This is a genomic window from Olivibacter sp. CPCC 100613 (genome assembly GCF_036959255.1).
In the GTDB taxonomy this organism is placed as follows: Bacteria; Bacteroidota; Bacteroidia; order Sphingobacteriales; family Sphingobacteriaceae; genus Olivibacter.
Genome location: NZ_JAWMTI010000010.1, coordinates 83,185 through 110,081, shown reverse-complemented (window position 1 = coordinate 110,081; position 26,897 = coordinate 83,185). Strand labels below are relative to the sequence as shown.

Here is a 26,897-nt window from a genome sequence, read left to right as displayed (position 1 = left end):
ATGGTTTTGCCCATTTTTCTTTTGAAGCAAGAAAAAAGAAACCGGTTATATACCACTTAAGTTGAAAGCCGTTTACTTTCTTCTTTTTAATACCAGGGATAATCCTATTATTACAAAAACGACACCAACGCAGGTATAGGCATCAATTGGCTCGTTGGCAAGTAACCATGCAATCAAAAAACCGAATATCGGACACAAAAAAAGCCAAAAGGAGGCCTTAACGGCGTCTTGCTTTATCAAATATAGCCAAATCTGAACGGCACCTATTGAAACGACAAATGCCAACCAGCTTACGGTGCTCCAAAAAGTTGCGTTGTATATATTCAGGGAATGATCGTAGTAGAAGATCATGAAGGGTGCAAGTAATAAACCACCCAATATGGTTTGCCAACCATTTATGGTTAATATGTTTAGATTTTGCCAATTCTTTGTTGAAAAATAAATAGATCCCAATGAATAAGATAACATACTTAACAACAACAAAAAAAGTCCGAAAGGAGACGCATAGCTTTTCAATAAGAGCGGGTATGCGGCAATAACAATACCGATAAGACATAAACTCAAACTCAGCAGTATGCTAACTGTCATCTTTTGCCTATAAAACAGCGCAGAAATTACGCTTACAAACACGGGACTCGTTGCAGGAAAAAGCGACCCAAGACCTGCCGAAACATGTTGCATAGCAAGTACATATAAGCCTAAATATACCCCAATATTGAGAATACCATAGGCGAGTAGCTGTTTCCATTCACTTCCTGATGGCAAGCGATGTTTCAAAATAACGTGAGAAATAAATAACATAAGTCCGCCTGCAAGGCAAAACCTGACAATTGCGAGCACAAAGGGTTGCGAAACTTTTAAACCCCACTTCGTAGCAATGGATGCAGAAGACCATAATATGGCGAAGATAATACCCGTCAATACATATTGCAGTTGTTTTGCCAACATTTTATTATAGGTTAACTTATTTAGGTAGCCCCGTCAATCGTCAGATAGACTCGCCACTTATTAAATATAAATACCGCATAAATGCATTCGTTAAAAGGTACATTAAACCTACTTGACAGGTGCATTCATGCTGCATTGGTGATGCTTCAAAATCAGTTGATGAATGAGGCGTACCTGCTAAGGTAAAATAAGCCGATCAGGATAGCAATACCAAAGCTTAGCAGCGTCCCGATAAGTACATATTCAGTAAGTCGCCTGTCGTCTCCCTGTTTCAAATCACCAAATCTGAAAATTGATTTAGCGGCCAACAGAAATCCAACAGCATCGAACTTCCCAATGATAATAAAAACAAAAATCAATATCCGCTCCAAATAGCCTATCCATTTTCCTGCATTTTGCAATGAATTGTCTATCTTTTCATCTGTTTGAGGTGTCCATTTAGAAATCGCTGACTTAATAAAGATTGAGCAGGGTTTAGTAAGAAATAACAAACAAAAGCACAGAAGTAAGTTTTTTGGGTTAACGTATTCTTTCAATGATAGCATCTCTACATTTTCCATTATAACCACACTGATGCCAATCATCGAAACATGGAGAACTTGATCAATTATTAGCGCCTCTACACGCCATTTCTTTTGTTCAAGATATAGTTTTGCCAAATCGATAAAATAGTGGCTCAAGCCGATCAAAAGTGCGTAGGGCCAAAAATGGAGGTCCCAAGCGGCAAGCATCACCAAAACAATATGAAGCATGCAATGATAGTATAAGTAGGGAGATTTTACCTTTTTCAGTTCCTTTGACTTTACCCATTTATCACTTTGTAAAAAAAAATCGCCTATTAAATGTGCGAGTAACAATCTTAAAAACAGCTCCATTGTATACTATAAAATTGATGTTAACCTTTTTTCAAACAAATTAATAAGGTCCTTTATTTCAGTAAGATAAGCGCGATTAAATCTTTCGCTAACAGAGGATTGGCTTATTCCCAGGATTTCTCCCAGTTCTCTTTGTGATAAAGTCTCATTATCGAAAAAAGTTCGTACTAACATAGCCGAATTTGGCGTCCAATTGTCAATGAACGTTAAGGCAAGTCTAAAAAATAAATTAAAATCTTCATCAAAAGTGTCGTTTGTTGTTCGAACAGAAAGTGTTTGTTTATTCTTTTTCAGCAGTTCAAACTGCTCTCCTGAAAAAAAATAAGCTTCGCCGTATGATTCGGTGATGCGCTTTCCCGTAAAGCTTTTCTCTCCCGCACCTATTGAAATTCGAATATCGAGACCTTTTATGGTTTTTAAGCTTGCTTTCAAATATAGACTCTTTTTTAAGGCGCTAGGTGCATCCTTTAATTCCACTTGAAAGCTATCACCTCGAAAGATTTCCCAATCTGAATCATTTTCAGCAATTTTAGAGAGGCTTTCTCTGAGTAAATTATTCCACTCCTTTGTAGATTTCGCTTTTCGTGAATTAATTATATCGCCCGTTAATACTGCTATCATATGGGCAATATCGGATTTTTATCCGATATTAAAAAATATCGGATAAATAATCTATAAAGATTTTTTTTCGTTTATAAAACCTATATTTTTACCGTATAAAATGATATAAGATGAAGATTTTCACAACCTTAATTTTTGCGATGTTTATATTAAGCGCTTGCAATAAAATAAGCTTAACAAAAGAAGATGCCTATAAACTGATTGAGCAGCATAAAAATTACCCGCAAATCCAGAGCTATCAAATTTATACGAAAGACGCTGAAGATGGGCGTCGCGTATTGGACGTAGGGTTAGAAAAGGACGGATTGGTACGTGTAGAACGTCATCATAAAACAGGCGAAAACCAGAAGGCTATCATAGAATTCACGGATAAAGCGAGTGAATTTTTGCTACCGCCGGATAAAGGTCAGTTAAACTCTGTGCAAAAGATTAAAGTTGCTGAAGAGGTGCTTGATTCCATTTTATCGATACAGGTGAATGAAAAACAAAAAACAGCCGTGGTTAACTATAGCTCAAAATATGTTCATGTTAATCCCTTTGCAAAACTCGACAAGAAAGATTATACCCAAACAAAAAAGCACCAGGCTAATTTGACTTTTACAAAGGATGGTTGGATCGTTCAATGATCTATGGGTTAATTGCAAATATTAACTATTAAGATATTCTTAAACAAAGCGGTAATTGAATCTTTAAAAATATGAGATATAGACCTTTTGTATAGATGTTATTTTATAAATATGAAAAAAATAATAGAATTATGAAATAATGCTGGACTTTCTCAGTATATTTGTAGTCCTATGTCTAGGCCATCCGGCCGTTTTTTAATAATAACAAAGGCCTCCAATCTCCCTGGAGGCCTTATTATTCAATAAGAAATTAATGCTATTTTAAATTAATGTTATTTTATTAAGTCCCTTATAACAACAGAAGCGGCGGCTGCTCCAAATGTAGCCGGTATATATGACATCGTTCCGTAGGCAGACTTCTTGTAATTACTGCCATCTGTATAGAGTAATGAGTTTTTGTCGGGTAGTTCGGAAGAGAAAACAACTTTGATCCCCTTATAAATCCTGTGTTTTTTTAGTTTTTTACGAATATGTTGTGCCAAAGGGCAATTGTAGGTTTGTGAAATGTCCACGACCTCCAATTTTGTGGGGTCGACTCGGCCACCGGCACCCATAGAGCTAACAAAATGGATTCGTTTTGTATAGGCATGTCTAATAAAAGACAACTTCGGGGTTATGCTATCAATCGCATCGATTGCATAGTCGGGGTTCATATCAATTAGCGATTCAATACGCTCGGGCGTCATGAAATCATTAATCACTTGCAGCTTTAATTCGGGGTTTATAGCGTACAAGCGTTCGGCCATCAGCGCTGCCTTCGATTGCCCGTGGGTAGTTGCCAGTGCAGGTAGTTGCCTATTTCGATTGCTCGGGTCCACCACATCGCCATCGATTATCGTCATTTTACCGATGCCGCCTCTACATAAAAACTCAGCTGCAAAGGAACCGACACCTCCCAAACCCAAAACCATTACATGGCTGTTAATTAATCTATTCAATTTTTCCTTGCCTATGAGAACTTCTGTTCTCGACAGCCACGCTACGTCTTGCATGTGTATTATCTATTATTGTTTTTTCTTATATGATCGTAATTTAGATGGAGCTGGACGGTTAACAAATCTATGGAGATATCAAGCACTTCCGAAACCTTGCCATAAACCCGTTCTATTTCTAGATCTGCATTATCTGTTTCCAGGAAAAGTTGGGAAAGTGGGCAAGCTTTCAACGATTCCAAGTGTTGATCCTTTAGAATTGAATCACCAAATGACAAGTAATACCCTTCCTTTACCAGCGATTTCGTAATGTTTGTATTCTTATTAAAGCCATGAAATATCACAGGTACATGGTTTTTACTTTTTTTTAAGCATTGAACAACTTCATTAAAAGCTTTTACGCAATGAATGAGTAGGGGTTTATCGATCTGATTGGCAAGCTTTATCTGACTCATAAAGACCTGCTCTTGGAGAAACCACTCCGTTTTGCATAATTTGTCTAAACCACATTCGCCGATGGCAAAAACGGTGTCACTGGTGCTGTTTCGTATTAATTCCTTTAACTGAACTTCGAAAGAGTCATAGGTCACAAACCATGGATGGATCCCGATGGAGCAAGGATTGAAATTTACACATTGGCTGAAGTTTTCTTCAATATTAAAGACACTTATTCCCTTTGTTCCGCGCTGATGATGGGTGTGGATATCGATAAACTTTTGCAAAGATTTACGTTAAATAGGGTCTATTTTTATTTTTACAAGGTTTTTCCTTCACGATCGTCAAGCTCATTGGAAGCTGCTAATTCATCTCCTGTACTCGGGATCAATGAAGCTAGCACTTCTTGCTCTTTTAAAACGACAGTCTTGAAAGCTGTTAAGAATTTTGCCGGAAGGGGAGTGCTTTCTCTAAAGTTTTGCTTTAGTGCATCAACTTGTTTTCCATTCTTCCAAAAACGATAACAAACATGGGGTCCTGTTGCCAGACCTGTACTTCCTACATAACCGATTACCTGACCTTGTTGAACGCGTTGTCCGGGACGGACAGCCCGCTTGCTCATATGTAAGTATTGGGTGGTATAAGTGCCATTATGCTTTACCTTGACATAGTTGCCGTTAAATTTAGAGAAAGCCGACTCCGTAACAACACCGTTGCCGGTAGCAATAATCGGTGTGCCTCTCGGTGCGGCATAATCTGTCCCTAAGTGGGCTTTCCAAACTTTTTGAACAGGATGCAGCCGCCTGTTCGTATAACGGGAAGTTATTCGACTAAATTTTAAAGGCGCCTTTAAAAAGGCCCTCCTTACACTATTCCCCTCCTCATCATAATATTCTCCTTTAGCGGTACTATCCGTTTCAAAATAAAAGGCGGACAGTTCTTTTCCTTTATGCGAAAATACGGCAGACACAATATGCCCGGCATCCACTGGCTTATCGTCAACATATTGTCTTTCATATTGAATTTTAAACCAATCATTTTCACCTATATTATAAAAATCGATCGCCCATCCATAAATTTCTGCCAGTTTGATGGCTAGTTGTGGATCTGCTCCTTTGCGCTGTAGCGCTTCGTAAAGAGAATGATTGATGTCACTGGCAACGGTTTCCACTTTAACAGAAACATCTTTCTTACCGGCATACACATTCAGGGTGTCACGGAGATCGTATACAATGTAGTCTATTGGATTGGGTTGATAGATAAAGTATGCTGCTTTTTGTGGATCGTTTTTATAGGTAAAGATGGTATATGGATTCCCGGCAGAAATCTTACGGACATTAAATACGGGCCTCGACTTATCAACGAGCTTACTGATTGTAGTAGGATCAACTTGGTAAGCCGACAAGATGTTGGACAGGAATTGATTTCGCTCAACTTGGTATGTATGAACTTCAAAAGAATCCACGCGGAGATCAAACTGCTTGGGAAGTGGGGCAGATACTTTTTCTTGAGTACGTAAATCTTTGGTGGAAAGTTGTTGCGGGGCCCTATTTATCTCGAATCCAGAAAAGAAAACAATACCTGACCCTAATATAAACAATAAAACGACAAGGATCTTAAGGGTATACTTATTGAATTTCATATTGTCCGGTTTGGGCGATTTACTATTACGCATCAAAATTTGTGCACTAAAATCTAAATAATGTATTAAAATAACAAAAAAAGAACAATTTTATTGTGCAAAACGTCTAAATATTTAATAGGCTGTCGAAACCTTCTTTTTTTGAATCTGAATTGGTATAAAAATTGGTAACTACTACATTATCAATACTGTCTATTGAAATTGTATATTTTCTTGAATAAAAACATATTACTATGGAGGTTACAACAACTACAATACACCAGCTTAAATGGGATTTTCCGGATACAAACGAATTTTATGCCGTTATTACTAATGGAAAAATTACCGCGCTTCATTTTCAAGATATGGGTGATCTCACAAGTAGCGACTTATGCTCTACGAACGAAAAATATTTGAGAAATATCTACAAAGCATTGGAAGGTTTTTTTCAACATTTAGACTCGATAAGGAACGTAGGAAATATTCAAACAAGAAGGGAGCTGGATCAAGATACAAAGAGCTTAAACCCATTTGAACATCAAATGAATTCGCTTGACCTTGAAAAAAATCAGGTAGAGCATGTCACTGATTTCGAAGGAAAAATACGCTCAATCAAGCAATAATACATTCAATAATTCGTTACTAATATAAAGTATTAAGGGGAAAAACGTGAGTTTTGCAAGGGTTTGTAAAACTCACGAATGCTCTATGTAAAATTCTTAGTTTTATAATTGATTAGTTAAACAAATGTAGCGTTTAAAAAGTAAAACCAAAAAAAAAGTTGAAAATTAAGTGAGTAAACACTTACCTTTTAATGATCCAAATTTCTTTTACTTTAAATCATATTTTGTTTTTATCAATGTTGCTATCTCATCAATATTTTCAATATCTCCTGTCGCTTCCTTTTTCCAGAGCATATCAATCAACAACAGAAGGAACTGTGTTTCAAGTATCGGGTTTTCTATGCCTAGCTCAGTGAAGGCTTTGTTAACAACGGTATAAACCGGTTTCATAAATAAGATATGTTGCTGTTTTGAAAATTCGTGATGCGAAAGCCGTTCCTGTAATTTCCAGAAAAGTGGCTCTTCACTTACTAATTTCTTGGGGAGGTCAATCATATAGCCTAAAAACGACTTGGGGTCATGATATGTTAACATTCCTTTGTTCTGTAAAAGTACTCTGCGATAGCCCGATCTTATAAGGTGAAACAATAACTTGTCTTTATTTTCAAAATGTTTAAATATAAGTGCCTCGGAAACATGTGCTTCTTTGGCAATTAATTTGGTAGACGTATCTGCGTAGCCTTTTACTGAAAATAGCAAAAGTGCTGCCTCCATTATTTTTTCTCTTCTATTAGCCCCCTGTTTCTTCATAAAGCAATCTCAATGCTTGTGTTCAGATTATTTGCAAAGATATTATTCTTTATACACATTTATCTTGTCTTAATTGATAGCGCTGCATGCCCTAAAAAGGAAAGATGATCTAAGTCATTAAAATATTGAAGAATTAGCAGTAACTTTAACTAAATGTTGCCATAATTAGAAAAAAATAGAAATTATGAAGATTTTGGTGCCCACTGACTTTTCAATGAACTCCCTTGCGGGTATTCATTTTGCCATGCATTTGGCAAATCGAAGCAGCGCAGCAGTTCATTTGAAGTTCATACATGTCAATAATTTGTCAGCAATACCCGCGTCAAAGGAAACACCTACCCTTCAAACTTATCTCACGGAGGACAAGGATCAATCAGAATACCATATAAAGCTTGAGGAATTCATTTTGGGTATATACAATGAGATTGAAATCCAACCGAAAGAGTTTTCCTTAGAAATTATTAGGGGGCTTCGAGCAGACAGTGCACTATTAAATTACTGTGCAAAAAATCCGGGCTTTGATTACGTATGTATGAGCACAAAGGGTGCCGGTAGTATTGATCGACTTTTCGGGACAAATACAGGCAACTTGGTAGCGAAATCCGATGTTCCGGTAATTGTAGTGCCACTGGACTATACAATCCAACCTTTTACTAAAATCGTATATGCATCAGACTTACAAGATTTTGATTCGGAAATTGAAAAAGTCATCGATTTTTCTTCTAAACTAAAAATACCTATTGAAGTACTTCATTTTGTTCCAGATCTGGCCCTTATACCGGATCGATATAATCAGCAGGAAATAGATAAAAAATACGACTATGGCATTGCTTTTCATTTTGAAAAAACAAATCCGGTTCATACGCTATTAAAAAATCTAAGAGATCAGCTAATACTGATGAAACCTTCTATTCTTGTATTATTTACCAAAAGACATAAGTCCTTCTTTCATAAACTGTTTTTATCTGATCTGGCAGAAGATTTGGCTTTCCATGCCATTGTGCCGATGCTGGTCATCAATAAAGCGTGATTCAATAGGTTGCATTGGTGATATTATTCAAATAATAATAAGAAACCGGCCATTCGAATAATTTATTATCATTTTTTTGTCTATTGAGATAAAAAGATGTTAATTTGGCGACCTCTAAGCCTCGCTTGTTGGTTCCAATAAATTAGCATACTAATAAAATGGCATTAAGCTACAAGAGAATTATTGTAAAGATAGGATCGAATGTACTAACAAAGGACAACGGGTTGCCGGATTACGTTCGTATCCAACATTTAGTAGAACAACTAGTCTATATAAAGAAGCAGGGGATTGAGCTGATTGTTGTGTCTTCCGGCGCAGTTGCATCTGGCAGAAGCTTACTTCCTTCAGTAAAAGAAGTTAAACATTCAGTAGCTATAAGGCAAGTATTATCCTCCATCGGACAAGTGAAACTCATCAACACCTATTCGCAATTGTTCAGTGAAAATGATATGTTATGTGCACAGGTTTTAGTGACAAAAGAAGATTTTCGTGATCGAGTACACTACTTAAATATGAAAAATTGCTTCCGTTCATTGTTGCAAAATGATGTGATACCCATTGTTAACGAAAATGATGTGATTTCGGTTACGGAGTTAATGTTTACAGACAACGATGAATTGGCGGGTTTAATCGCATCGATGTTGAGTGCAGATGCCCTTATTATCCTATCCAATATTGATGGTATCTATAATGGTGATCCCAAGCTTTCGAGCAGTAAAATCATCGAAAAAGTGAAACATAATGAATACAACTTTTCAACGATTATTAAAGCAGAAAAATCTACTTTTGGAAGAGGAGGGATGATCACAAAAGCCTCTATTGCCGGTAAAGTTGCGAAACTAGGTATTGCAGTTCATATTACGAATGGTAAAAAAGATGAGGTGTTAAAAGACTTACTGTTTAAAGACTTGGTACATACTCATTTTCTGCCTGAGAAACATAAATCTGAACGGAAGAAATGGATTGCCCATGCGGAAAGTTCAGCAGCTGGTACCGTTCAATTAAACAAAGGAGCAAATGAAGTTTTAACTTCGGGCAAAGTAAGCAGTCTTTTGCCTATCGGCATAACAGCTGTGTCAGGCGAATTTAAAAAAGGTGATGTTATCAAAATATTAGACGAACAAGGACAAACTATCGGTTGGGGAATTGCGCAATATGGTGCCGATAAGGTACGCGAACGAATGGGCGTAAAGAATCAAAAACCACTTGTTCACTATGATTACCTATATTCGATTTATTAAAAGATTTTACCGGATTTCAAAGCTTGCGTAGGCGGCCGGTGCTGTAAGAATATGAATAACAAAACGAGAAAATGAATTATTTGCAATACTTTCAGGATGCGAAGGCTGCACAACAAGAAATGTTGCGCTTATCAAAGGAAAAGATTGATCTAATATTGACGGATCTTGCGATCGAAATTAGAAATAAAGCACTTTTTATTCTAGAAGCCAATCAAAAGGATCTGGACCGGATGTCGATCGATGATCCTAAGTATGATAGATTACAATTAAGTATCGATCGAATTGCTGCGATTGCTTCAGATATAGAGCATGTTGTTAAGCTTGACAGTCCCGTCGGAAAACAGCTGGAAAGTCGCCGACTTCCAAATGAACTCCATATTGAAAAAATAAGCGTTCCTTTAGGGGTTGTAAGTGTTATTTACGAAGCACGTCCAAATGTAACACTCGATGTTTTTTCACTCTGTTTTAAGACAGGTAACGTAACAATACTGAAAGGTGGTAGTGATGCAATGTACTCGAACGAAGCTATTATAAAAGTTATACAAAATGTACTGGTACAGCATCAGGTATCACCAAAGGTGGTGATTCTATTGCCCGCAGAACGCGAAGCGACGGAAGCATTACTTCAAGCAGTAGGTTATATTGATGTACTTATTCCCCGTGGAAGTCAGCAGTTAATAAACTATGTACGTAGTGCAAGTAAGATACCGGTCATTGAAACCGGTGCCGGCATTGTTCACACCTATTTTGACTTATCAGCTGATTTAGATAAGGGAAAAGCTATCATATATAACGCAAAAACACGTCGTGTAAGCGTATGCAATTCGCTCGATTGTGTGCTAATCCATAAAGGGCGATTAAAAGACTTGCCGGCACTGCTGGAACCTCTTTCTCATCAAAAGGTCGAACTCTTTGCCGACGAGGAAAGTTATCGACAACTGGCAGATCATTATCCTCAACAGTTACTTCACCAAGCAGCGGAAAGTCATTTTGGAATCGAATTTCTTTCACTTAAACTAGCCGTCAAAGTGGTGGAGGATATTGACGAGGCAATTTCACATATAGCGCGTTATAGTTCAAAACATAGTGAAGCTATTGTCGCTGACAATCCTCAAATAATTACACAATTTCTAAATGTTGTGGATGCTGCGGCCGTGTATGCAAATGCTTCTACTGCATTTACTGACGGTGCACAGTTTGGCCTTGGAGCCGAAATCGGTATAAGCACCCAAAAATTACATGCAAGAGGTCCCATGGGCTTGGAGGAATTAACTTCTTACAAATGGATAATAAGAGGGGATGGGCAAACACGAGAATAAGCCAAAGCCTACTAGCTAGCTGCCAAAAACATAGAATTAGTGCGCACGCTACTCGTGAATGTCAAGCATTTTATCTATGTTTGTCGTGTTATTTGGTTTTCAACGGAATAGTTGAAATGAAAAAGGGAATTTGGTGCAATTCCAAAACTGTCCCGCAGCTGTAAGTTCATTTATACGATGTTTCATTGGCCACTGTACAAAATGTATGGGAAGGCGAAACAGATTAGAAACAAGTCAGAATACCTGCCGAATAACGAAAAAATCTAGGCTTTCGTGGATTGAAGCATCAGATTAACTTGTCCTCTGTATTATGTTTAAGTACAGATGTTTATCTTTTGTTTCTTTTGCTGCCTTAACGAATTAAACTATGTTAAAGCAAATCGTTATACGTAAAGGAACATTTTTTTTGGGCTTTAGCGCCATCCTCCTTATTCCGTCGTGCTCAAAAAATAATACAGCCCCAATCAATGCAGAACCCGCCAGGTATGTAACAACTCTTTTTGAGTATGTTCCTGCGCCAGGGCAGTTCATCAATCAGTCATTAGGTGATGAAAATGGCGCGAGAAGTATACTGAACGGCAATCAAGGGATAGTCTCTTTAGGTGCTTTTGGTGGATACATTGTTCTAGGCTTTGATCATAGCGTCGTTAACGTGCCGGATGAAAAGGATATAGCCATTTACGGCAATGCCACTAACAACTTTGCAGAACCGGGCATTGTTTGGGTCATGAAAGATGAAAATGGAAATGGAATCCCGGATGATACCTGGTATGAGATTCGAGGAAGCGAATTCGGAAAAACAGGATACTTACGTGATTATACCGTTACCTACTTTAAACCGGCGGACGATGCCACTGATATTCTATGGAAAGATAATCAAGGAAACGAAGGCGTAGTCAAAAGAAATGATAGACATAGCCAACCCTATTTTCCAAGCTGGATTGATCAAGAATCCTATCAACTGAAAGGTTCCCTTCTTCCCAATACTAATATTGATAAAAGCAATCCCTTACTGATTGTAAGCAAACCTTTCACATACGGCTATGCCGATAATACCGCTGTTAAAGATGAAATCGATATTGCCGATGCTATTGATGAGCGAGGAGAGAAAGTAAGTCTTTCTTCGATTGATTTCGTCAAGATACAGACCGGCATGCTGGCAGATCTCGGCCATCTTGGGGAACTATCCACCGAGGTAACCGCTGTTGAAGACCTTAACACCCCTTAATTGAACGTTGAATAGTTATTTACAATACAGCTCTTTTTGGTTCGTCCTTTTTATGTTTTTCGCTGCTTCCAACATAAGGGCACAAACAACTGAAATGGATACCGTATCAATTTATGGTGCAAAAAATAGCATATTAATTCAATCATCCGTACCGGTGCAACTTTTGACATCTAAAGAGTTGAAGGGCTTGAATAGTTTATCGGTAGCGGATGCAAGCCGTTTTTTATCGGGTGTTCAATTGAAGGACTATGGAGGTATTGGTGGGTTAAAAACCATCAACGTTAGAAGCATGGGCTCTAATCATACCCAAGTACTTTTAGATGGTATTGCTGTGGGTAATATGCAAAACGGGCAGGTTGACCTCGGAAAGTTTTCGTTAGAGAATATAGAAGAAATCAGCCTTTACAATGGCGATAGGCAAACACTGCTACAGCCGGCCAAAAGCTTTGCTTCGGCCTCTTATATGTATCTACAAAGTAAGATACCCCGATTTGAGGGGGCTAAAAAGTCCAATCTTGTCGTAGGCTTAAAAGGGGGCTCTTTTGACCTGATAAATCCATCTCTATTTGTCGAGAGAAAAGTTAATGACAGGCTGAGCGCAACAATTAGCACTGAATATATACAAGCGGACGGAAAATATAAATTTCGATTGCAAGATTCCCATTATGATACCATTGCTTTTCGGGAAAATGCAGATATAAAGGCGTTCAGAGCAGAATCAATGTTGAATGGAACATGGTTGTCTGGCGATTGGCAAAGCCATATTTATATTTATACATCGGAACGGGGACTTCCTGATGCGATTATCGCTAATCGCTTAAAGCCTACAAGTCCTGAAAAAGGACAGCGTCAAGAAGATCGGAATATCTTCTTTCAAGGTTCTTATCGAAAGGAACTTAAACGCTATTCATTTTTGATCAATGCCAAATATGCTAATGATTACACTTACTATTTAAATCCCAATATCATTAAGATAGAAGGTCCATTGGCGAATAACTTTAGACAGCAGGAAGTTTTCTTATCATTCGCTAATCAATATAAAGTAACTAGACGATGGAGAATGGCTTTGAGTACAGACTGGCAATGGAATAAATTGAACGCTAATTTGGATGATTTCGCCTATCCGACACGCTACACTACGCTTGTATCTCTTGTATCTCAATATAAGGCAGATCGGTTTACTTTTCAATCAAGTTTATTAGCTACTTTGATTCAAGATCACGCGCAATATGACGCGGCAGCGGGAAATAAACAAAAATTTAGCCCTTCGCTTTCTGTATCATGGCAGGCATTTAAGTACCCTGATTTCAGAATAAGAGCATTTTACAAGAATATTTTTAGAATGCCAACATTTAATGATCTATACTATACCGACATAGGAAACACCTTGTTGAAGCCCGAGAATGCCAATCAATTCAATGCCGGTGTAAGCTATGCAAAGTCTTTTTCGGGGATCGTGAAATATTTCAACATGCAAGTTGATGCTTATTATAACACGGTTACCGATAAAATAATCGCAAGTCCTGCAAACAATCAATTCCGTTGGATTATGTACAATTTGGATCGCGTGGAAACGAAAGGTGTAAACCTAACAGCAAAAGCTATTTGTCAAACTTTTAAAAAGCTGAACGTGACTACCGGGTTAAATTATACCTTCGAAGAAGCCTTGAACATGACCGAAAACCAAGACGGCCACCAAACGTTCAACCGAGGGGAGCAGGTTCCTTATATTCCAAGACATAGCGGTTCGATTGTCGTGCAATTGGATTATCAAGGCTATCGTCTAAACTACAGTTTTCTCTACACAGGCGAACGTTATAGCCAAGCGGCTAATCGAGCGGACAATTACTTACAACCTTGGTACACGCATGATATCTCGATCGGAAAAGAAGAACTAGCTTTCATAAAAAAAATAAAATTAAATTTGATGCTGGAAATGAATAATGCCCTTAATCAGCCCTATGAGGTCGTTAAAAATTTTCCTATGCCAGGAAGAAACTTTCGGTTAAGAGCCTCATTCAACTATTAGTCATGCATAACATTGATAAAACAGCTTATATCGTTTTTATATTGTTCGGTTTTGGACTTTTAAATGCTTGTAGGAAGGATACAATACCGGCAACCGAGGAAACATTTCACTTTAGCAAAGGTTTATATTTGCTGAATGAAGGCAATATGTCGATGAACAAGGCCTCCTTGGACTTTTATGATTTCACGACAGGAACCTATGAAAGGGACGTATATAAACGTGCGAATCCATCCATTGTATTGGGTTTGGGCGACGTGGGGAACGATATCCAACTTTACGGTGGCAAACTCTACATCGCTGTAAATGCATCCAATAAAATAGAAGTATTGGATGCATTTACGGCCAGGCGTATTAAAGCGATCGATCTGATTAACTGTCGTAACATCACAACAGCCAATGGGAAGGTCTATGTCAGTTCCTATAATGCATCGATCGCAATGGGTCCCAATTCTCCAAATGGGAAGGTCGTTGAAATCGATACGCTATCGCTTAATATTTCAAGAGAAGTAGCTGTTGGTCGGCAACCGGAAGGACTAGCCGTTTCCAACAATAAACTTTATGTTGCCAATTCCGGAGGATACAATCCGGATGCCTATGAACGAACACTTTCCGTTATTGATTTATCTTCATTCAAAGAATTAAAAAGAATTGAGGTCGCAATAAACTTACATCAGGTAAAAGTAAATCGGCAGGGTAGGGTATATGTAACATCAAGAGGAGATTACGACAATAAACATGCTGGTCTTTTTATCATCGACCCAAATACCGACCATATGGTTGAGGAGCTTAATAAACCTGTGAGTAATTTTTGGCTCGACGACAATAAAATGTATGCCTACGCTATGGAGTGGGATAGTAATCAACAAAAAAATACGATTCTCTTTCATTCTTTTTTGCTTACCGATCTGAACAATGATTTTCCTTATATAGATTCCGATGTTGCTAGTCGAATTACAATTCCTTATGGCATTGCCGTTGACGCCAATACGAAACATATTTATCTAACCGATGCCAAAAACTATGTTAGCCCGGGCACGCTATATGAATTCAATGCAGCCGGTAAATTATTGAGATCCTTTGAAACAGGCGATATCCCGGCCCATATGGCTTTTTTGGGGAATTAATCGATCGTATCACTGCGACAGCAAGTACTTTGGGGTGAAAAATCAGAGGTGGATTAATCCTTTGTGTTTAAATATTGTCAAAATTAGCAGAAACACAAAATTATTGCTCGTAAGTAAAAGTTTATTAATAAACATTTATTTTAATTTAATAGCTTTGCTTACATTAAATTTTCTTTGTTATGAACAAGAAAGGCATATTTCACTCATTCTTCCTGTTGCTTTTATCATTTTTAACGGTAAATGCCCAAGAAGTAAAATTCAGTGATCAAAATCCGAACTTCAATAGAAGTCTTCAACGCTATGCAGCTACGAGCGATTCGCTATTGCGTTATCAAGGGTCAACTATTCAACAGACCTACAAAGCATACGACTGGTACCAAGCTAGGGCGGAGAGAAAGGCTTTACGGCGAGAGCGGCGGCATTTGGAACGCATAGCAAATCCTTCTTATAATGATTGGTATTATCCTTCGATTGGATTGGGCTATTATGGTTACAACAATTGGGGATGGTCGCCTTATGTAGGTGTGGGCTTCAATAGCAGAAGCTTTTGGTACTAAATACTTTTAACTTAAAAAATAAAGAATTAAAATGAAACTTAAACACTTTTTGTTTTCAGCTGCTTTAACAGCCGCTTCCTTCGCTTTATTTTCCTGTGCACGGCAAGTAACACGTGTAAGTCCGGAAGAGACCATTGATATCAGCGGAAACTGGAACAATTCGGATTCAAGAATGGTAGCTGATGAAATGACAAAAACGATTCTTGGAGCTGATTGGTTAGCTGATCATCTTGAAAAGAATGCTGGAAAAAAGCCTGTAGTAATAGTAGGTATGATGCAGAATAAAAGTCATGAACATATTGATGCTGAAACTTTTGTGAAAGATGTTGAGCGGGCTTTCATACAGACACAACGTGTACGTCTAGTGCAAGGAGGGAAGAAGCGTGAAGAATTAAGGGCAGAAAAAGCTGATCAGCAAGACAATGCTTCACTTTCAACGATGAAGAAATTCGGACTGGAAAATGGTGCCGACTATATTCTTCAAGGCTCGATCAATTCAATTGTGGATTCACATAAAAAGCAGAAAGTAGTTTATTATCAAGTAAATTTGGAACTAACCGATATACAAACTAATGAGGTTGTATGGATTGGTGATAAAAAGATTGCAAAATACGTTAAGAATTAGTCGTTGGAACATCGCTGTAGTATGAAGAGATATGCTAAACAGATACCGACATTATTCATGTATATGTGCTTGATGGTATTTGTTTATGGTTGTGCCAGTTATAATGATCGGGTTGCATCGTATTACAGAAAAATAGCCGATGGCGACTATCCGGCAGCAGAAAAGGACCTAACCAAGAATTCATTACTGAAGAAACCGCGCAACAAGCTCCTCTATCTAATGGAGCTCGGACGAGTCAGCCAGTTAAATGGAAACTATGAGGCAAGTAATCGTTATTTTAACGAAGCGGATAGACTACTTGAAATTGGTCTGGGAAATACCAAAGATGCAATAGTAGGTGCTTTGGTAAATCCAATGACGCAAAATTATAAAGGTGAGGATTTCGAAAAGTTTATGATTCACTACTATAAAGCCCTCAATTATATATATTTAAACAATACGGAAGAAGCAATTGTGGAGGCTAGACGCATTAGCTTACAAACCCAGGCGCAAACGGATAAATATAACGAAAAGACCAATAGATATTCTCAGGATGCTTTTTCCCTGATGTTACAGGGACTTATTTACGAACGCGATCGGGATGTCAATAATGCATTTATCGCCTATAGAAATGCTGCGGAAGTTTATCTTAAACAAAAGGACACAATTTATTATGACACACCCATTCCAACGGGGTTAAAATACGATGTCATGCGCATGGCCTACCTCAATGGTTTTGAGTCAGAGCTTCAACGTTTTGAGAAGGTTTTCAATATGCCCTATAAGCATTACCAAGCTGGCCCGGGAGGAGAGCTGGTTTTATTTTGGGAAAATGGTTTGGCGCCGATTAAGCAGCAAGAGGACCTGGTATTCTCCTTGGTTAAAGGAAGCAACGGTGATTTTGTATTTACAAATGCCGCCGGAACGATACTTATTCCTATTGATCACGATGTGTACAGAAATAACAGTACAAGTTTGAATGATGTACATAGCATACGGGTAGCGTTTCCTAAATATGTTTCAAAACCAGCCTATTTTACCGATGCTTCGATTAAAATTGATAGCAGCAATTTCTATTTTGAAAAAGCGGAAGATGTTAATGCGCTAGCGGTGGAAACATTAAAGCAGCGTTTTGGTAAGGAAATGGGGAAAACACTCACCCGTTTAGCTGTTAAAAAGGGGGCTGAATATGCGCTAAAGGAAAGTGCTAAGGGAGCTGGAAAGAACGGAAAAGACAATGCCTTGCTAGAAGGTTTAGGCTTTGGAGTCCAGCTATATAGTTTACTTTCCGAAAAGGCGGACACACGCAATTGGCAATCCCTTCCCAATCAAATATTGTATACAAGGGTTCCCTTAGCATTAGGCGAAAATAAAATTATACTTGAATTGAAAGGAAAAGATGGTAACGCACATACAGATACCCTGAAAGTAAAGGGAAATGGTAGCTTACAATTTTTAAGCTACCCAACACTCCGTTAATACCAGTTGCTTACCACTCGCTGGTTTCGTGGAAAACAATATCGGGATATTCGCGCATGGTTGAATCGATATCCCATTTCGAGTTTGAAAGATATACCGGTCTATTTTCCTTATCAAATGCGATGCGATTAGCTTGAGAGCGCATCAATTTTTCCATTTGACTTGGGTCATTTGACGTTATCCAACTGGCTTTTGTAAAACTAATAGATCTAAAATTACAGGACGCGCCATATTCATGTAACAGGCGAAATTTGATCACCTCAAATTGAAGTTCACCTACCGTACCCACAAACTTTCGGCTTCCCAGATTTTGCGTAAATAGTTGTGCTACCCCTTCATCTACAAGTTGCGTGATTCCTTTCTCCAGCTGTTTTGTTTTCATAGGATCCATATTCTCCAACTCCTTAAATATTTCAGGAGAGAAGCTTGGAATTCCTAAATATTTCAATAGCTCACCTTCTGTTAGGGTATCACCAATTTTAAAGTTACCAGCATCATACAACCCGATCACATCACCTGGCCAGGCTTCTTCGACCAGACTTTTGGCATCGGCCATAAAGCTAGTAGGGGATGCGAATTTTAATTTTTTGTTGGACCGGATATGTTGATAAAATTTATTACGTTCGAATTTACCGGAACAGATGCGGCAAAAAGCGATACGATCACGGTGATTGGGATCTAAATTGGCGTGTATTTTAAAGATGAATCCTGTAAATTTCCCTTCATCGGGTTGAACCGTTCTTTTGTCGGTTTCCCTAGCTTGTGGTTCCGGCGCGATTTCTACGAAGGTGTCCAGTAATTCTTCGATACCAAAATTATTAATGGCACTTCCAAAAAAGACCGGTGCTAGATAACCTGAACGATATAGTGTTAAATCGAATGGCTCATAAACTCCTTCTACCAATTCAACTTCATCACGCAGTTTTTGGGCCGCCTTCTCGCCAAGCTGTTGCTCAAGTTCTATACTTGAAAGATCTTCCACCTGAATGAAATCGGCTGCGATATTCATTTTACTTTCTCCACTAAACAATTTCAATTGTTTTTTATAGAGATGATAAACACCTGCAAAAGTGCTGCCGATTCCAATAGGCCAGCTTAGCGGGCGCGTTGATATATTTAATTCTTTCTCGATTTCTTCTAGGAGGTCAAATGGATCTTTACCTTCCCGATCCATCTTATTAATAAAAACCATAACCGGTATATGGCGCATTCTGCAGACACTCATTAACTTTCGTGTCTGCTCTTCAACCCCTTTTACACAATCGATTACCAAAATAACCGAATCCACCGCGGTGAGGGTGCGATAAGTGTCTTCTGCGAAATCCTTATGTCCAGGGGTATCTAGTATATTTATTTTTCGATCTTTGTAGTTAAAGCCCATAACCGAAGTAGCCACTGATATTCCCCGTTGCTTTTCGATTTCCATAAAATCAGATGTAGCAGTTTTCTCCGCTTTGTTTCTTTTCACAGTGCCTGCCTTTTGGATAGCCCCCCCAAATAATAATAGTTTTTCGGTCAGGGTCGTTTTACCAGCATCCGGGTGACTGATTATTCCAAAAATTCTTCGTTTATTTATCTCTTTTTGTAAATTACTCATCGTTAGCAACGAAATTTAAGTGGGCAAAGGTAAGGATTATATTGGTAAATATGGCTTTTGGTTTTAGCGCAGCTAAACCATATTATTATATGTTCTGTACGTCGTTTAAGACAAAATTACTTTGTATTTACAAAAAGAACGGCGTAAAACATATAGATTTAAAAAAAAATCGTACTTTTGCCTGGCAAATAGTAATCCCTATACATATTTGCCATGCAATTAGATCCAGAAAAATTCGTAGCTGAAGGTCTCACCTACGACGATGTATTATTAATTCCTGCATATTCAGAAGTGTTGCCACGAGACGTGGATACAAGTACGCAGCTGACAAAGAAAATCCGATTAAATATTCCGTTGATTTCTGCGGCAATGGACACGGTTACGGAGGCTGAACTTGCGATTGCTCTTGCTCAGGCAGGTGGGATTGGCATATTGCACAAGAACATGACCAAGGAGGCACAGGCGAATGAGGTACGTAAGGTGAAACGGTCGGAAAGCGGAATGATTCAAGATCCGGTAACGTTGAATAAAGCGGCCCTCGTTAAAGATGCTTTCACAATTATGAAAGAAAATAAAATAGGCGGGATTCCGATTGTGGATGGCGAAAACAAATTGGTTGGAATCGTTACGAATCGCGACCTACGCTTTCAGAAGGATATGGAAAGACCAATTAGCGAGTTAATGACGAAAGATAATTTAGTAGTAGCTCCTATCGGAACAAACCTTGTCAAGGCGGAAGAAATTCTTCAAAATTATAAGATCGAAAAGTTACCTGTAGTGGATGGTGAAGGCAGACTTGTCGGCCTCATTACATTTAAGGATATCCAGAAATTCAAGCATTATCCGAACGCCGCAAAAGATGAACATGGTCGTTTATTAGTCGGAGCAGCAGTTGGTGTTTCAGCCGATAATTTGGAGCGTGTAGCGGAGCTTGTGAAAGCCGGTGTAGATGTTATTACGGTAGACACGGCGCATGGACATTCCAAGGGGGTTATTGATATGATAAAAAGTGTCAAAAATCTGTATCCCGATTTGCAGGTAATCGCCGGTAATATAGCAACTGCTGACGCGGCAATTGCATTGGCCGATGCCGGTGCTGATGCAGTGAAAGTTGGTATTGGTCCAGGATCTATTTGTACCACACGTATTGTTGCCGGTGTCGGTGTACCTCAGCTGTATGCTGTTTTTGAATCTGCTAAAGCACTCAGGGGAAGAAACGTGCCAGTAATAGCGGACGGTGGAATTAAGCAAACCGGCGATATCGTAAAAGCGATTGCAGCAGGTGCAAGTACCATCATGGCCGGTTCACTGTTTGCAGGTGTGGAGGAATCTCCCGGCGAAACCATTATCTATGAAGGTAGGAAATTTAAATCCTACAGAGGAATGGGCTCCGTTGATGCAATGGCCAAAGGTTCAAAAGACCGGTATTTTCAAGACGAAACCGATGTAGTCACCAAACTAGTTCCTGAAGGAATCGTTGGTCGGGTACCTTATAAAGGTACGCTGGCAGAAATTGTTTACCAATATATCGGTGGGTTACGTGCTGGAATGCACTACTGCGGAGCTGCAACCATTGAACAATTGCAGAACGCAAAATTTGTAAAAATAAGCGCAGCCAGTATGAGGGAAAGCCATCCACATGACATAACGATCACAAAGGAGGCCCCAAATTACAATAGTCGACAATAAAAAAACGATTTAGCAGTAAGAAGCCCCAAGCTAATGCATAGCTTGGGGCTTTTTTATTTTTCATCATCCTATATATCTAAATTGTTAGAAAAAATCTTCATTGCTGAAGCAACAACTTAGTGTATTTTGTACAAGCTGATTATCAGTAAGTTCCGCTAAATCCTTCATTATTAACAATAAATCCAATGCTTTTATCGTTTCAATAAAGTTCAAATAAATCTTACAGCATTTTGGTTTTTTTAAAAATTCGACTACATTTAGTAAATTTTAGCTGAAACATTTTTACCGAAAGGGAAGGAAGGCATGAAGTCAAGCAATTATTTAAGCTAACATAAACTATTTGAAACCAACTATTTAAATGATAAAAATTAAATATTTTATTAACGCAGCCAGAATCTTATACTAACCCACCTTATGAACACTATTACTCGTGCAAAATTGTCATTCATGATGTTCCTTGAATTTTTTATCTGGGGAGCATGGTTTGTGACCTTAGGAACATTTTTAAACATTAACTTAAATGCATCTGGATTGGAAAGCGCCAATGTCTTTTCTACACAATCTTTTGGTGCAATTATCGCGCCTTTTATCATCGGTTTAATTGCAGACCGGTATTTCAATGCAGAGCGTATTCTCGGGGTCCTTCATTTAATCGGGGCTTTTTTGATGTATCAAATGTACAGCGCCCCAGATGTTGGTGTGTTCTACCCTTATGTATTAGCTTATATGATTGGCTATATGCCTACATTGGCACTTGTAAATTCCGTTTCGTTCAGGCAGATGCAAAACCCGGAAAAGGAATTTTCCGCTATTCGTGTTTGGGGAACGATCGGCTGGATCATTGCCGGTTTGGTGATTAGCTATGTGTTTCATTGGGATTCGGGTGACAGCTTGAAAGCTGGTGCGTTGAAAAATACATTTCTTATGGCGGGAATAGCCTCCTTAGTTTTAGGCTTATATAGTTTTATCCTTCCGAAGACTCCTCCTGTGGCACGTAATAAAAATGAAAAGAGCAGTGTTTCGGAGATACTGGGATTGGATGCACTAAAACTCCTCAATAAAAAAGACTTTCTCATATTTTTTATCTCCGCTATTCTTATTTGTATCCCGCTTGCCTTCTATTACCAGAATGCCAACCCATTTTTATCAGATATTGGTTTACCAAATCCGACTGGTAAAATGGCGATCGGTCAAATATCTGAAGCATTTTTTCTATTGCTTCTTCCTGTTTTCTTCAGCCGTTTCGGTTTTAAGAAAACAATATTATTTGGTATGCTTGCCTGGGCAATAAGATATGCCTTATTTGCTTATGGCAACGCGAATGAACTTTCTTTCATGCTTATCATCGGTATCGCACTCCACGGGATATGCTATGACTTTTTCTTTGTTTCCGGTCAAATTTATACAGATGCGCGTGCCGGTGAGAAATATAAATCTTCGGCCCAAGGTTTGGTTACCTTAGCAACCTATGGTGTGGGGATGTTAATCGGCTTCTGGGTAGCAGGTTTTGTCACTGAACACTACAAGGCTGCGGCAGTAGATAATTTGTGGCAACATGTTTGGATTGTACCTGCGTCAATAGCGGCTGTCATATTTATATTGTTCGCACTTTTCTTTAAAGAAAAGAAAGAAGTTGATGCAATTCACGAATAAATCATTAAAGCAACATTAAACAAACAAAGAATAGTACCTTACTAACTGAATACTAAAACGACAAATAAACTAAATCAATTATGGCAGATAATGTATATGATGCGATAGTAATCGGATCAGGTATCAGCGGAGGCTGGGCAGCCAAAGAACTAACAGAGAAGGGGCTCAAAACGATTATGTTAGAGCGCGGAAGGAACATCGAACACATAAAAGATTACGAAAGCCCGAACAAAAACCCTTGGGATTTCCCGCATCGCGGAGGTAGAACGCAAAAAATGATCGAGGATTATCCTGTTTTGAAAAGAGACTATCCGCTCAATGAAACAAATTTAAATTATTGGGTAAATGAAAAGGAGAGCCCTTATGTTGAAATAAAGCGATTCGACTGGTACAGGGGATATCATGTAGGTGGACGCTCGTTGATGTGGGGGCGCCAGAGTTATCGTTGGAGCGACCTCGATTTTGAAGGAAATTTGAAAGATGGGATCGGAGTCGATTGGCCTATTCGATACAAAGATATAGCTTCATGGTACAGTTATGCGGAAAAATTTGCAGGTATTAGCGGAAACCGTGACGGTTTAGCTGTTTTACCTGACGGTGATTTTATGCCGCCGATGGAAATGAATGTAGTAGAAAAAGATGTTGCGGCAAGAATTAAACAGCATTTTGGTGGTAAAAGACACTTTATCATCGGTCGTACAGCTAATATTACTGTACCTCATAATGGCCGTGTAAATTGCCAATACCAAAATAAATGTTGGTTAGGGTGTAATTTCGGCGCTTACTTCAGCACACAATCAGCAACCTTGCCAGCAGCTGTAAAAACAGGTAACTTAACGGTTAGACCCTGGTCGATCGTAACCAAAATTATCTATGATAAAGACACCAAAAAAGCAAAAGGTGTAGAAGTGTTGGACGCACAAAACAATCAAACATATGAATACTTTGCAAAAGTAATATTTGTTAACGCCTCTGCGTTAAATTCGGCGTGGGTATTAATGAACTCAGCTACAGATGTTTGGGAAGGAGGGCTTGGTAGCAGCAGTGGTGAGCTCGGACATAATGTTATGGACCATCACTTAGGGGTAGGTGCTAGCGGTAGAATCGAAGGCTTTGAAGATAAATATTATTTTGGTCGGAGGGCAAATGGTTTGTATATTCCTCGGTTCCAGAATGTCGATGGTGATAAAAGAGATTACTTACGTGGTTTTGGTTATCAAGGGGGCGCTAGCAGACAAGGCTGGAGTCGAAATGTCGCTGAACTAAATATCGGTGCCGATTTCAAGGATGAGCTGTGCGAACCTGGATCATGGTCGATCGGATTCGGTGGGTTTGGTGAAATCTTGCCTTATCACGAAAATAAAATAACCCTAGATAAGGAGAAGAAAGATAAGTGGGGCCTTCCTGTATTGGCTTTCGATGTCGAAATTAAAGAGAATGAGCTAAAAATGCGTAAAGACATGGCTGAAGAAGCGAAAGCAATGTTAGAAGCAGTGGGTGCAAAAGATGTCTTTACTTACGATCGTGAGTATGGTTTCGGTCAAGGAATACACGAGATGGGAACCGCTCGGATGGGAAGAGATCCTAAAACTTCAGTACTTAATGGTAATAATCAAGTTTGGGACGCTCCAAATGTCTTCGTTACGGATGGTGCTTGCATGACCTCTGCAGCTTGTGTGAATCCTTCACTGACCTATATGGCACTAACGGCGCGCGCTGCTGATTTCGCTGTGAACGAGTTGAAAAAAGGAAATATTTAAGTTAACCAACATATTTAAATCATGTCTGATACTAATAAAAATAACCAATCAAAAACAAATGAATCCAGAAGGAGCTTTATAAAAGCCGGCGCGCTGGCAGCTGCCGGTTTTATGATTGTTCCTAGACACGTTTTAGGAGGATCCGGTTTTATTGCTCCGAGTGATAAACTGCAAGTTGCCGGTATTGGCGCAGGAGGGAAAGGATCAAGTGATATCAATGCGTTTTTTGAAAGTGGAAAGGCAGATATCGCCTTTTTATGCGACGTGGATGATAGAAGAGCAGCTGGTTCTGTAAAGAAATTCCCTAAGGCTAAGTATTATAAGGATTACCGGGAGATGTTGGATAAAGAGCATAAAAATATTGATGCTGTTTCTGTATCAACTCCTGATCATAACCACGCCATTCAGGCGCTTGCAGCCATGCAGTTGGGAAAACATGTATACGTTCAAAAACCATTAACGCACGATGTTTGGGAAGCACGCGTATTAACCGATGCCGCTAAAAAATATAAGGTAGTAACGCAAATGGGCAATCAGGGCGCGTCAAATGATGGTCCAAGGCAAGCTCGTGAATGGTACGAGGCGGGTATTATAGGTGACGTACATACCGTATATTGCTGGACGGATAGACCCGTATGGCCTTCAGGGATTCAGTGGCCTACGCAAAAAGCGGAAATCCCAAAAGAATTAAATTGGGATCTTTGGCTAGGTACGGCTCCGCAAAAAGATTATGTGGATAAATTGGTTCCTTTCAATTGGCGCGGATGGTGGGATTACGGAACCGGTGCGTTAGGAGATATGGGTTGCCACTTGCTGGAATTACCTTTCAGTGTACTGGGGCTTAGTTATGTACAGGATGTACAAGCGAGTGTAGGTACGGTCTATGTCGATGAGTTTAAGCGTGGGTATTTCCCGGAAAGTTGTCCTCCTTCGAGCCATGCAACACTTACTTTCCCGAAAGGATCTCGAACAAATGGCCCCGTGACGCTTCATTGGATGGATGGCGGGATTCAACCGGAGCGACCGGAAGAGTTAGAACCTAACGAAATTTATGGTGATGGGGGAAATGGTATCCTTTTAATCGGTACTAAAGGAAAGATCCTTGCAGATACCTACGGAAAAAATGCACGTCTCCTTCCAACATCAAAAACAGCAACGGTTAATGTTCCAAAGAAATATGAGCGCGTTACCGGGCAAGAGGGGGGACATTATGCACAATGGGTAGAGTCTTGCCTTGCCGGTTACGGAAAAAAACCAGTTAGTTCGCCTTTTGAAATCGCAGGGCCGCTTACAGAAGCCTTGTTAATGGCTAATTTGGCTATTAGAGGTGCCGATTTACGCATCAATAATCAATATCCGGGCCGTAACATTAAGTTGGTTTGGGATAATAACGCAATGAAAGTAACTAACTTTGACGAAGTGAACCAATTCGTTAAACGGAATTACCGTTCTGGCTGGGATGTAAAATATACAATATAAACGAATCATTCAATTAATCAATTAAGGACATGAATAGAAGAGAAGCCTTGACGCGAGTGGCCTGGATAATGGGAGGCACAGTAATTGGTGCTAATCTCTTTCTTGAGGGTTGTACTCGCCCCGCATCAAAAGATGTAGAAAGCTTATTCAAAGAAGATCAAATAGATTACTTAGGCGATATTGCCGAAACCATTTTACCTCAAACATCCAGCCCTGGAGCAAAAGAAGCCGGTGTTGGAGCTTTTATACCGGTAATGGTGCGTGATTGCTATACCAAGGAGGATCAAAAGGTATTTCTGGAAGGATTGGGAAAACTGGAAGATGCGTCAAAAGCAAAGTATAGTAAGCGTTTCCAGGAATTGTCTAAAGAGGAACGAACCGGCTTGTTGACCGAAATTGACAAGGAAGCAAAAGAGTATGGCAAAAACAAGAAGGATGAAGATCCGAATCATTATTTTAGTATGATTAAACAATTGACCTTACTTGGCTTCTTTACATCTGAATTAGGTGCCACTAAAGCTTTACGGTATGTTAAAATACCAGGTCGTTATGATGGCAATTTACCTTATAAAAAAGGTGATAAGGCGTGGGCGACCTAATCGTTTGAATAGAATAACTCCATCATAAAAAAAGCAACCCTAAAAGGTTGCTTTTTTTATGATATCTGTTTAATGGAG

At 39.0% G+C, this 26,897-nt stretch carries 24 protein-coding genes and 1 riboswitch; of the genes, 16 read left to right on the top strand and 8 right to left on the bottom strand.

The genetic code is table 11. The features are described from left to right. Positions 1–72 precede the first annotated feature (72 nt). From RYH73_RS23240 to RYH73_RS23230, 3 genes are all read right to left on the bottom strand, one after another. Positions 73–948, bottom strand: coding sequence for a DMT family transporter (locus RYH73_RS23240; protein ID WP_335315885.1), 876 nt, complete (start codon positions 946–948; stop codon positions 73–75). Positions 949–1,100: 152 nt separating this feature from the next. Beyond that, entirely contained in the window at positions 1,101–1,823 is a 723-nt protein-coding gene (locus RYH73_RS23235) for a DUF3307 domain-containing protein (protein WP_335315884.1), read from the bottom strand. A gap of 6 nt (positions 1,824–1,829) precedes the next feature. Continuing rightward, positions 1,830–2,444, bottom strand: coding sequence for a SatD family protein (locus RYH73_RS23230; protein ID WP_335315883.1), 615 nt, complete (start codon positions 2,442–2,444; stop codon positions 1,830–1,832). Positions 2,445–2,554: 110 nt separating this feature from the next. Here RYH73_RS23230 and RYH73_RS23225 point away from each other — a divergent pair, with 110 nt between their 5' ends. Continuing rightward, complete coding sequence (locus RYH73_RS23225) at positions 2,555–3,070, top strand: hypothetical protein (RefSeq protein WP_335315882.1); 516 nt, start codon at positions 2,555–2,557, stop codon at positions 3,068–3,070. A gap of 272 nt (positions 3,071–3,342) precedes the next feature. Here RYH73_RS23225 and RYH73_RS23220 read toward each other — a convergent pair whose 3' ends face one another. Genes RYH73_RS23220 through RYH73_RS23210 form a run of 3 tightly spaced genes read right to left on the bottom strand, consistent with a single transcriptional unit; the run spans position 3,343 to position 6,079 of the window. Next, entirely contained in the window at positions 3,343–4,062 is a 720-nt protein-coding gene (locus RYH73_RS23220) for a tRNA threonylcarbamoyladenosine dehydratase (RefSeq protein WP_335315881.1), read from the bottom strand. A 5-nt stretch (positions 4,063–4,067) separates the two neighbouring features. Further along, positions 4,068–4,724 (bottom strand): TatD family hydrolase, encoded by a 657-nt coding sequence (locus tag RYH73_RS23215; protein ID WP_335315880.1) that lies wholly within the window; start codon positions 4,722–4,724, stop codon positions 4,068–4,070. Positions 4,725–4,756: 32 nt separating this feature from the next. Beyond that, a complete protein-coding gene (locus RYH73_RS23210) occupies positions 4,757–6,079 on the bottom strand; it encodes a M23 family metallopeptidase (protein ID WP_335315879.1) in 1,323 nt (440 codons plus the stop codon). Positions 6,080–6,312: 233 nt separating this feature from the next. Here RYH73_RS23210 and RYH73_RS23205 point away from each other — a divergent pair, with 233 nt between their 5' ends. Continuing rightward, positions 6,313–6,681: a hypothetical protein gene (locus tag RYH73_RS23205; RefSeq protein ID WP_335315878.1), complete on the top strand. Its 369-nt coding sequence runs from the start codon at positions 6,313–6,315 to the stop codon at positions 6,679–6,681. Positions 6,682–6,888: 207 nt separating this feature from the next. On the opposite strand, the gene RYH73_RS23200 is transcribed toward RYH73_RS23205, so the two are convergent. Continuing rightward, a complete protein-coding gene (locus RYH73_RS23200; protein ID WP_335315877.1) occupies positions 6,889–7,431 on the bottom strand; it encodes a TetR/AcrR family transcriptional regulator in 543 nt (180 codons plus the stop codon). Positions 7,432–7,615: 184 nt separating this feature from the next. Here RYH73_RS23200 and RYH73_RS23195 point away from each other — a divergent pair, with 184 nt between their 5' ends. From RYH73_RS23195 to RYH73_RS23155, 9 genes are all read left to right on the top strand, one after another. After that, entirely contained in the window at positions 7,616–8,461 is an 846-nt protein-coding gene (locus tag RYH73_RS23195) for a universal stress protein (RefSeq protein ID WP_335315876.1), read from the top strand. A 158-nt stretch (positions 8,462–8,619) separates the two neighbouring features. Continuing rightward, a complete protein-coding gene (gene proB / locus RYH73_RS23190; protein WP_335315875.1) occupies positions 8,620–9,702 on the top strand; it encodes a glutamate 5-kinase in 1,083 nt (360 codons plus the stop codon). A gap of 71 nt (positions 9,703–9,773) precedes the next feature. Further along, positions 9,774–11,021, top strand: a complete 1,248-nt coding sequence (locus RYH73_RS23185; protein ID WP_335315874.1) for a glutamate-5-semialdehyde dehydrogenase — start codon at positions 9,774–9,776, stop codon at positions 11,019–11,021. Between the two features lie 76 nt (positions 11,022–11,097). Next, positions 11,098–11,286, top strand: a riboswitch (cobalamin riboswitch). 102 nt (positions 11,287–11,388) lie between these two features. Beyond that, a complete protein-coding gene (locus RYH73_RS23180) occupies positions 11,389–12,249 on the top strand; it encodes a cell surface protein (RefSeq protein ID WP_335315873.1) in 861 nt (286 codons plus the stop codon). Between the two features lie 94 nt (positions 12,250–12,343). Further along, complete coding sequence (locus RYH73_RS23175) at positions 12,344–14,278, top strand: TonB-dependent receptor plug domain-containing protein (RefSeq protein WP_335315872.1); 1,935 nt, start codon at positions 12,344–12,346, stop codon at positions 14,276–14,278. 2 nt (positions 14,279–14,280) lie between these two features. After that, entirely contained in the window at positions 14,281–15,402 is a 1,122-nt protein-coding gene (locus RYH73_RS23170; protein ID WP_335315871.1) for a YncE family protein, read from the top strand. Between the two features lie 179 nt (positions 15,403–15,581). Continuing rightward, a complete protein-coding gene (locus RYH73_RS23165) occupies positions 15,582–15,959 on the top strand; it encodes a hypothetical protein (protein ID WP_335315870.1) in 378 nt (125 codons plus the stop codon). 31 nt (positions 15,960–15,990) lie between these two features. Next, positions 15,991–16,584 (top strand): penicillin-binding protein activator LpoB, encoded by a 594-nt coding sequence (locus tag RYH73_RS23160; protein ID WP_335315869.1) that lies wholly within the window; start codon positions 15,991–15,993, stop codon positions 16,582–16,584. Positions 16,585–16,605: 21 nt separating this feature from the next. After that, positions 16,606–18,042 (top strand): COG3014 family protein, encoded by a 1,437-nt coding sequence (locus tag RYH73_RS23155; RefSeq protein ID WP_335315868.1) that lies wholly within the window; start codon positions 16,606–16,608, stop codon positions 18,040–18,042. Between the two features lie 10 nt (positions 18,043–18,052). Here RYH73_RS23155 and RYH73_RS23150 read toward each other — a convergent pair whose 3' ends face one another. Further along, entirely contained in the window at positions 18,053–19,639 is a 1,587-nt protein-coding gene (locus RYH73_RS23150) for a peptide chain release factor 3 (RefSeq protein WP_335315867.1), read from the bottom strand. Between the two features lie 213 nt (positions 19,640–19,852). Between RYH73_RS23150 and guaB the strand changes: the two genes are divergently transcribed. From guaB to RYH73_RS23125, 5 genes are all read left to right on the top strand, one after another. Then, positions 19,853–21,328 carry an IMP dehydrogenase gene (guaB, locus tag RYH73_RS23145; RefSeq protein ID WP_335315866.1) on the top strand — a complete coding sequence of 492 codons (1,476 nt, stop codon included), beginning with the start codon at positions 19,853–19,855 and terminating at the stop codon, positions 21,326–21,328. A gap of 414 nt (positions 21,329–21,742) precedes the next feature. Then, positions 21,743–22,981 (top strand): nucleoside permease, encoded by a 1,239-nt coding sequence (locus tag RYH73_RS23140; RefSeq protein ID WP_335315865.1) that lies wholly within the window; start codon positions 21,743–21,745, stop codon positions 22,979–22,981. A gap of 80 nt (positions 22,982–23,061) precedes the next feature. Then, on the top strand, positions 23,062–24,741 hold the full coding sequence (locus RYH73_RS23135; protein WP_335315864.1) for a GMC family oxidoreductase: 1,680 nt from the start codon (positions 23,062–23,064) through the stop codon (positions 24,739–24,741). A 21-nt stretch (positions 24,742–24,762) separates the two neighbouring features. Beyond that, positions 24,763–26,220, top strand: coding sequence for a Gfo/Idh/MocA family protein (locus RYH73_RS23130; RefSeq protein ID WP_335315863.1), 1,458 nt, complete (start codon positions 24,763–24,765; stop codon positions 26,218–26,220). Between the two features lie 29 nt (positions 26,221–26,249). After that, on the top strand, positions 26,250–26,819 hold the full coding sequence (locus tag RYH73_RS23125) for a gluconate 2-dehydrogenase subunit 3 family protein (RefSeq protein ID WP_335315862.1): 570 nt from the start codon (positions 26,250–26,252) through the stop codon (positions 26,817–26,819). Positions 26,820–26,897: the final 78 nt, after the last annotated feature.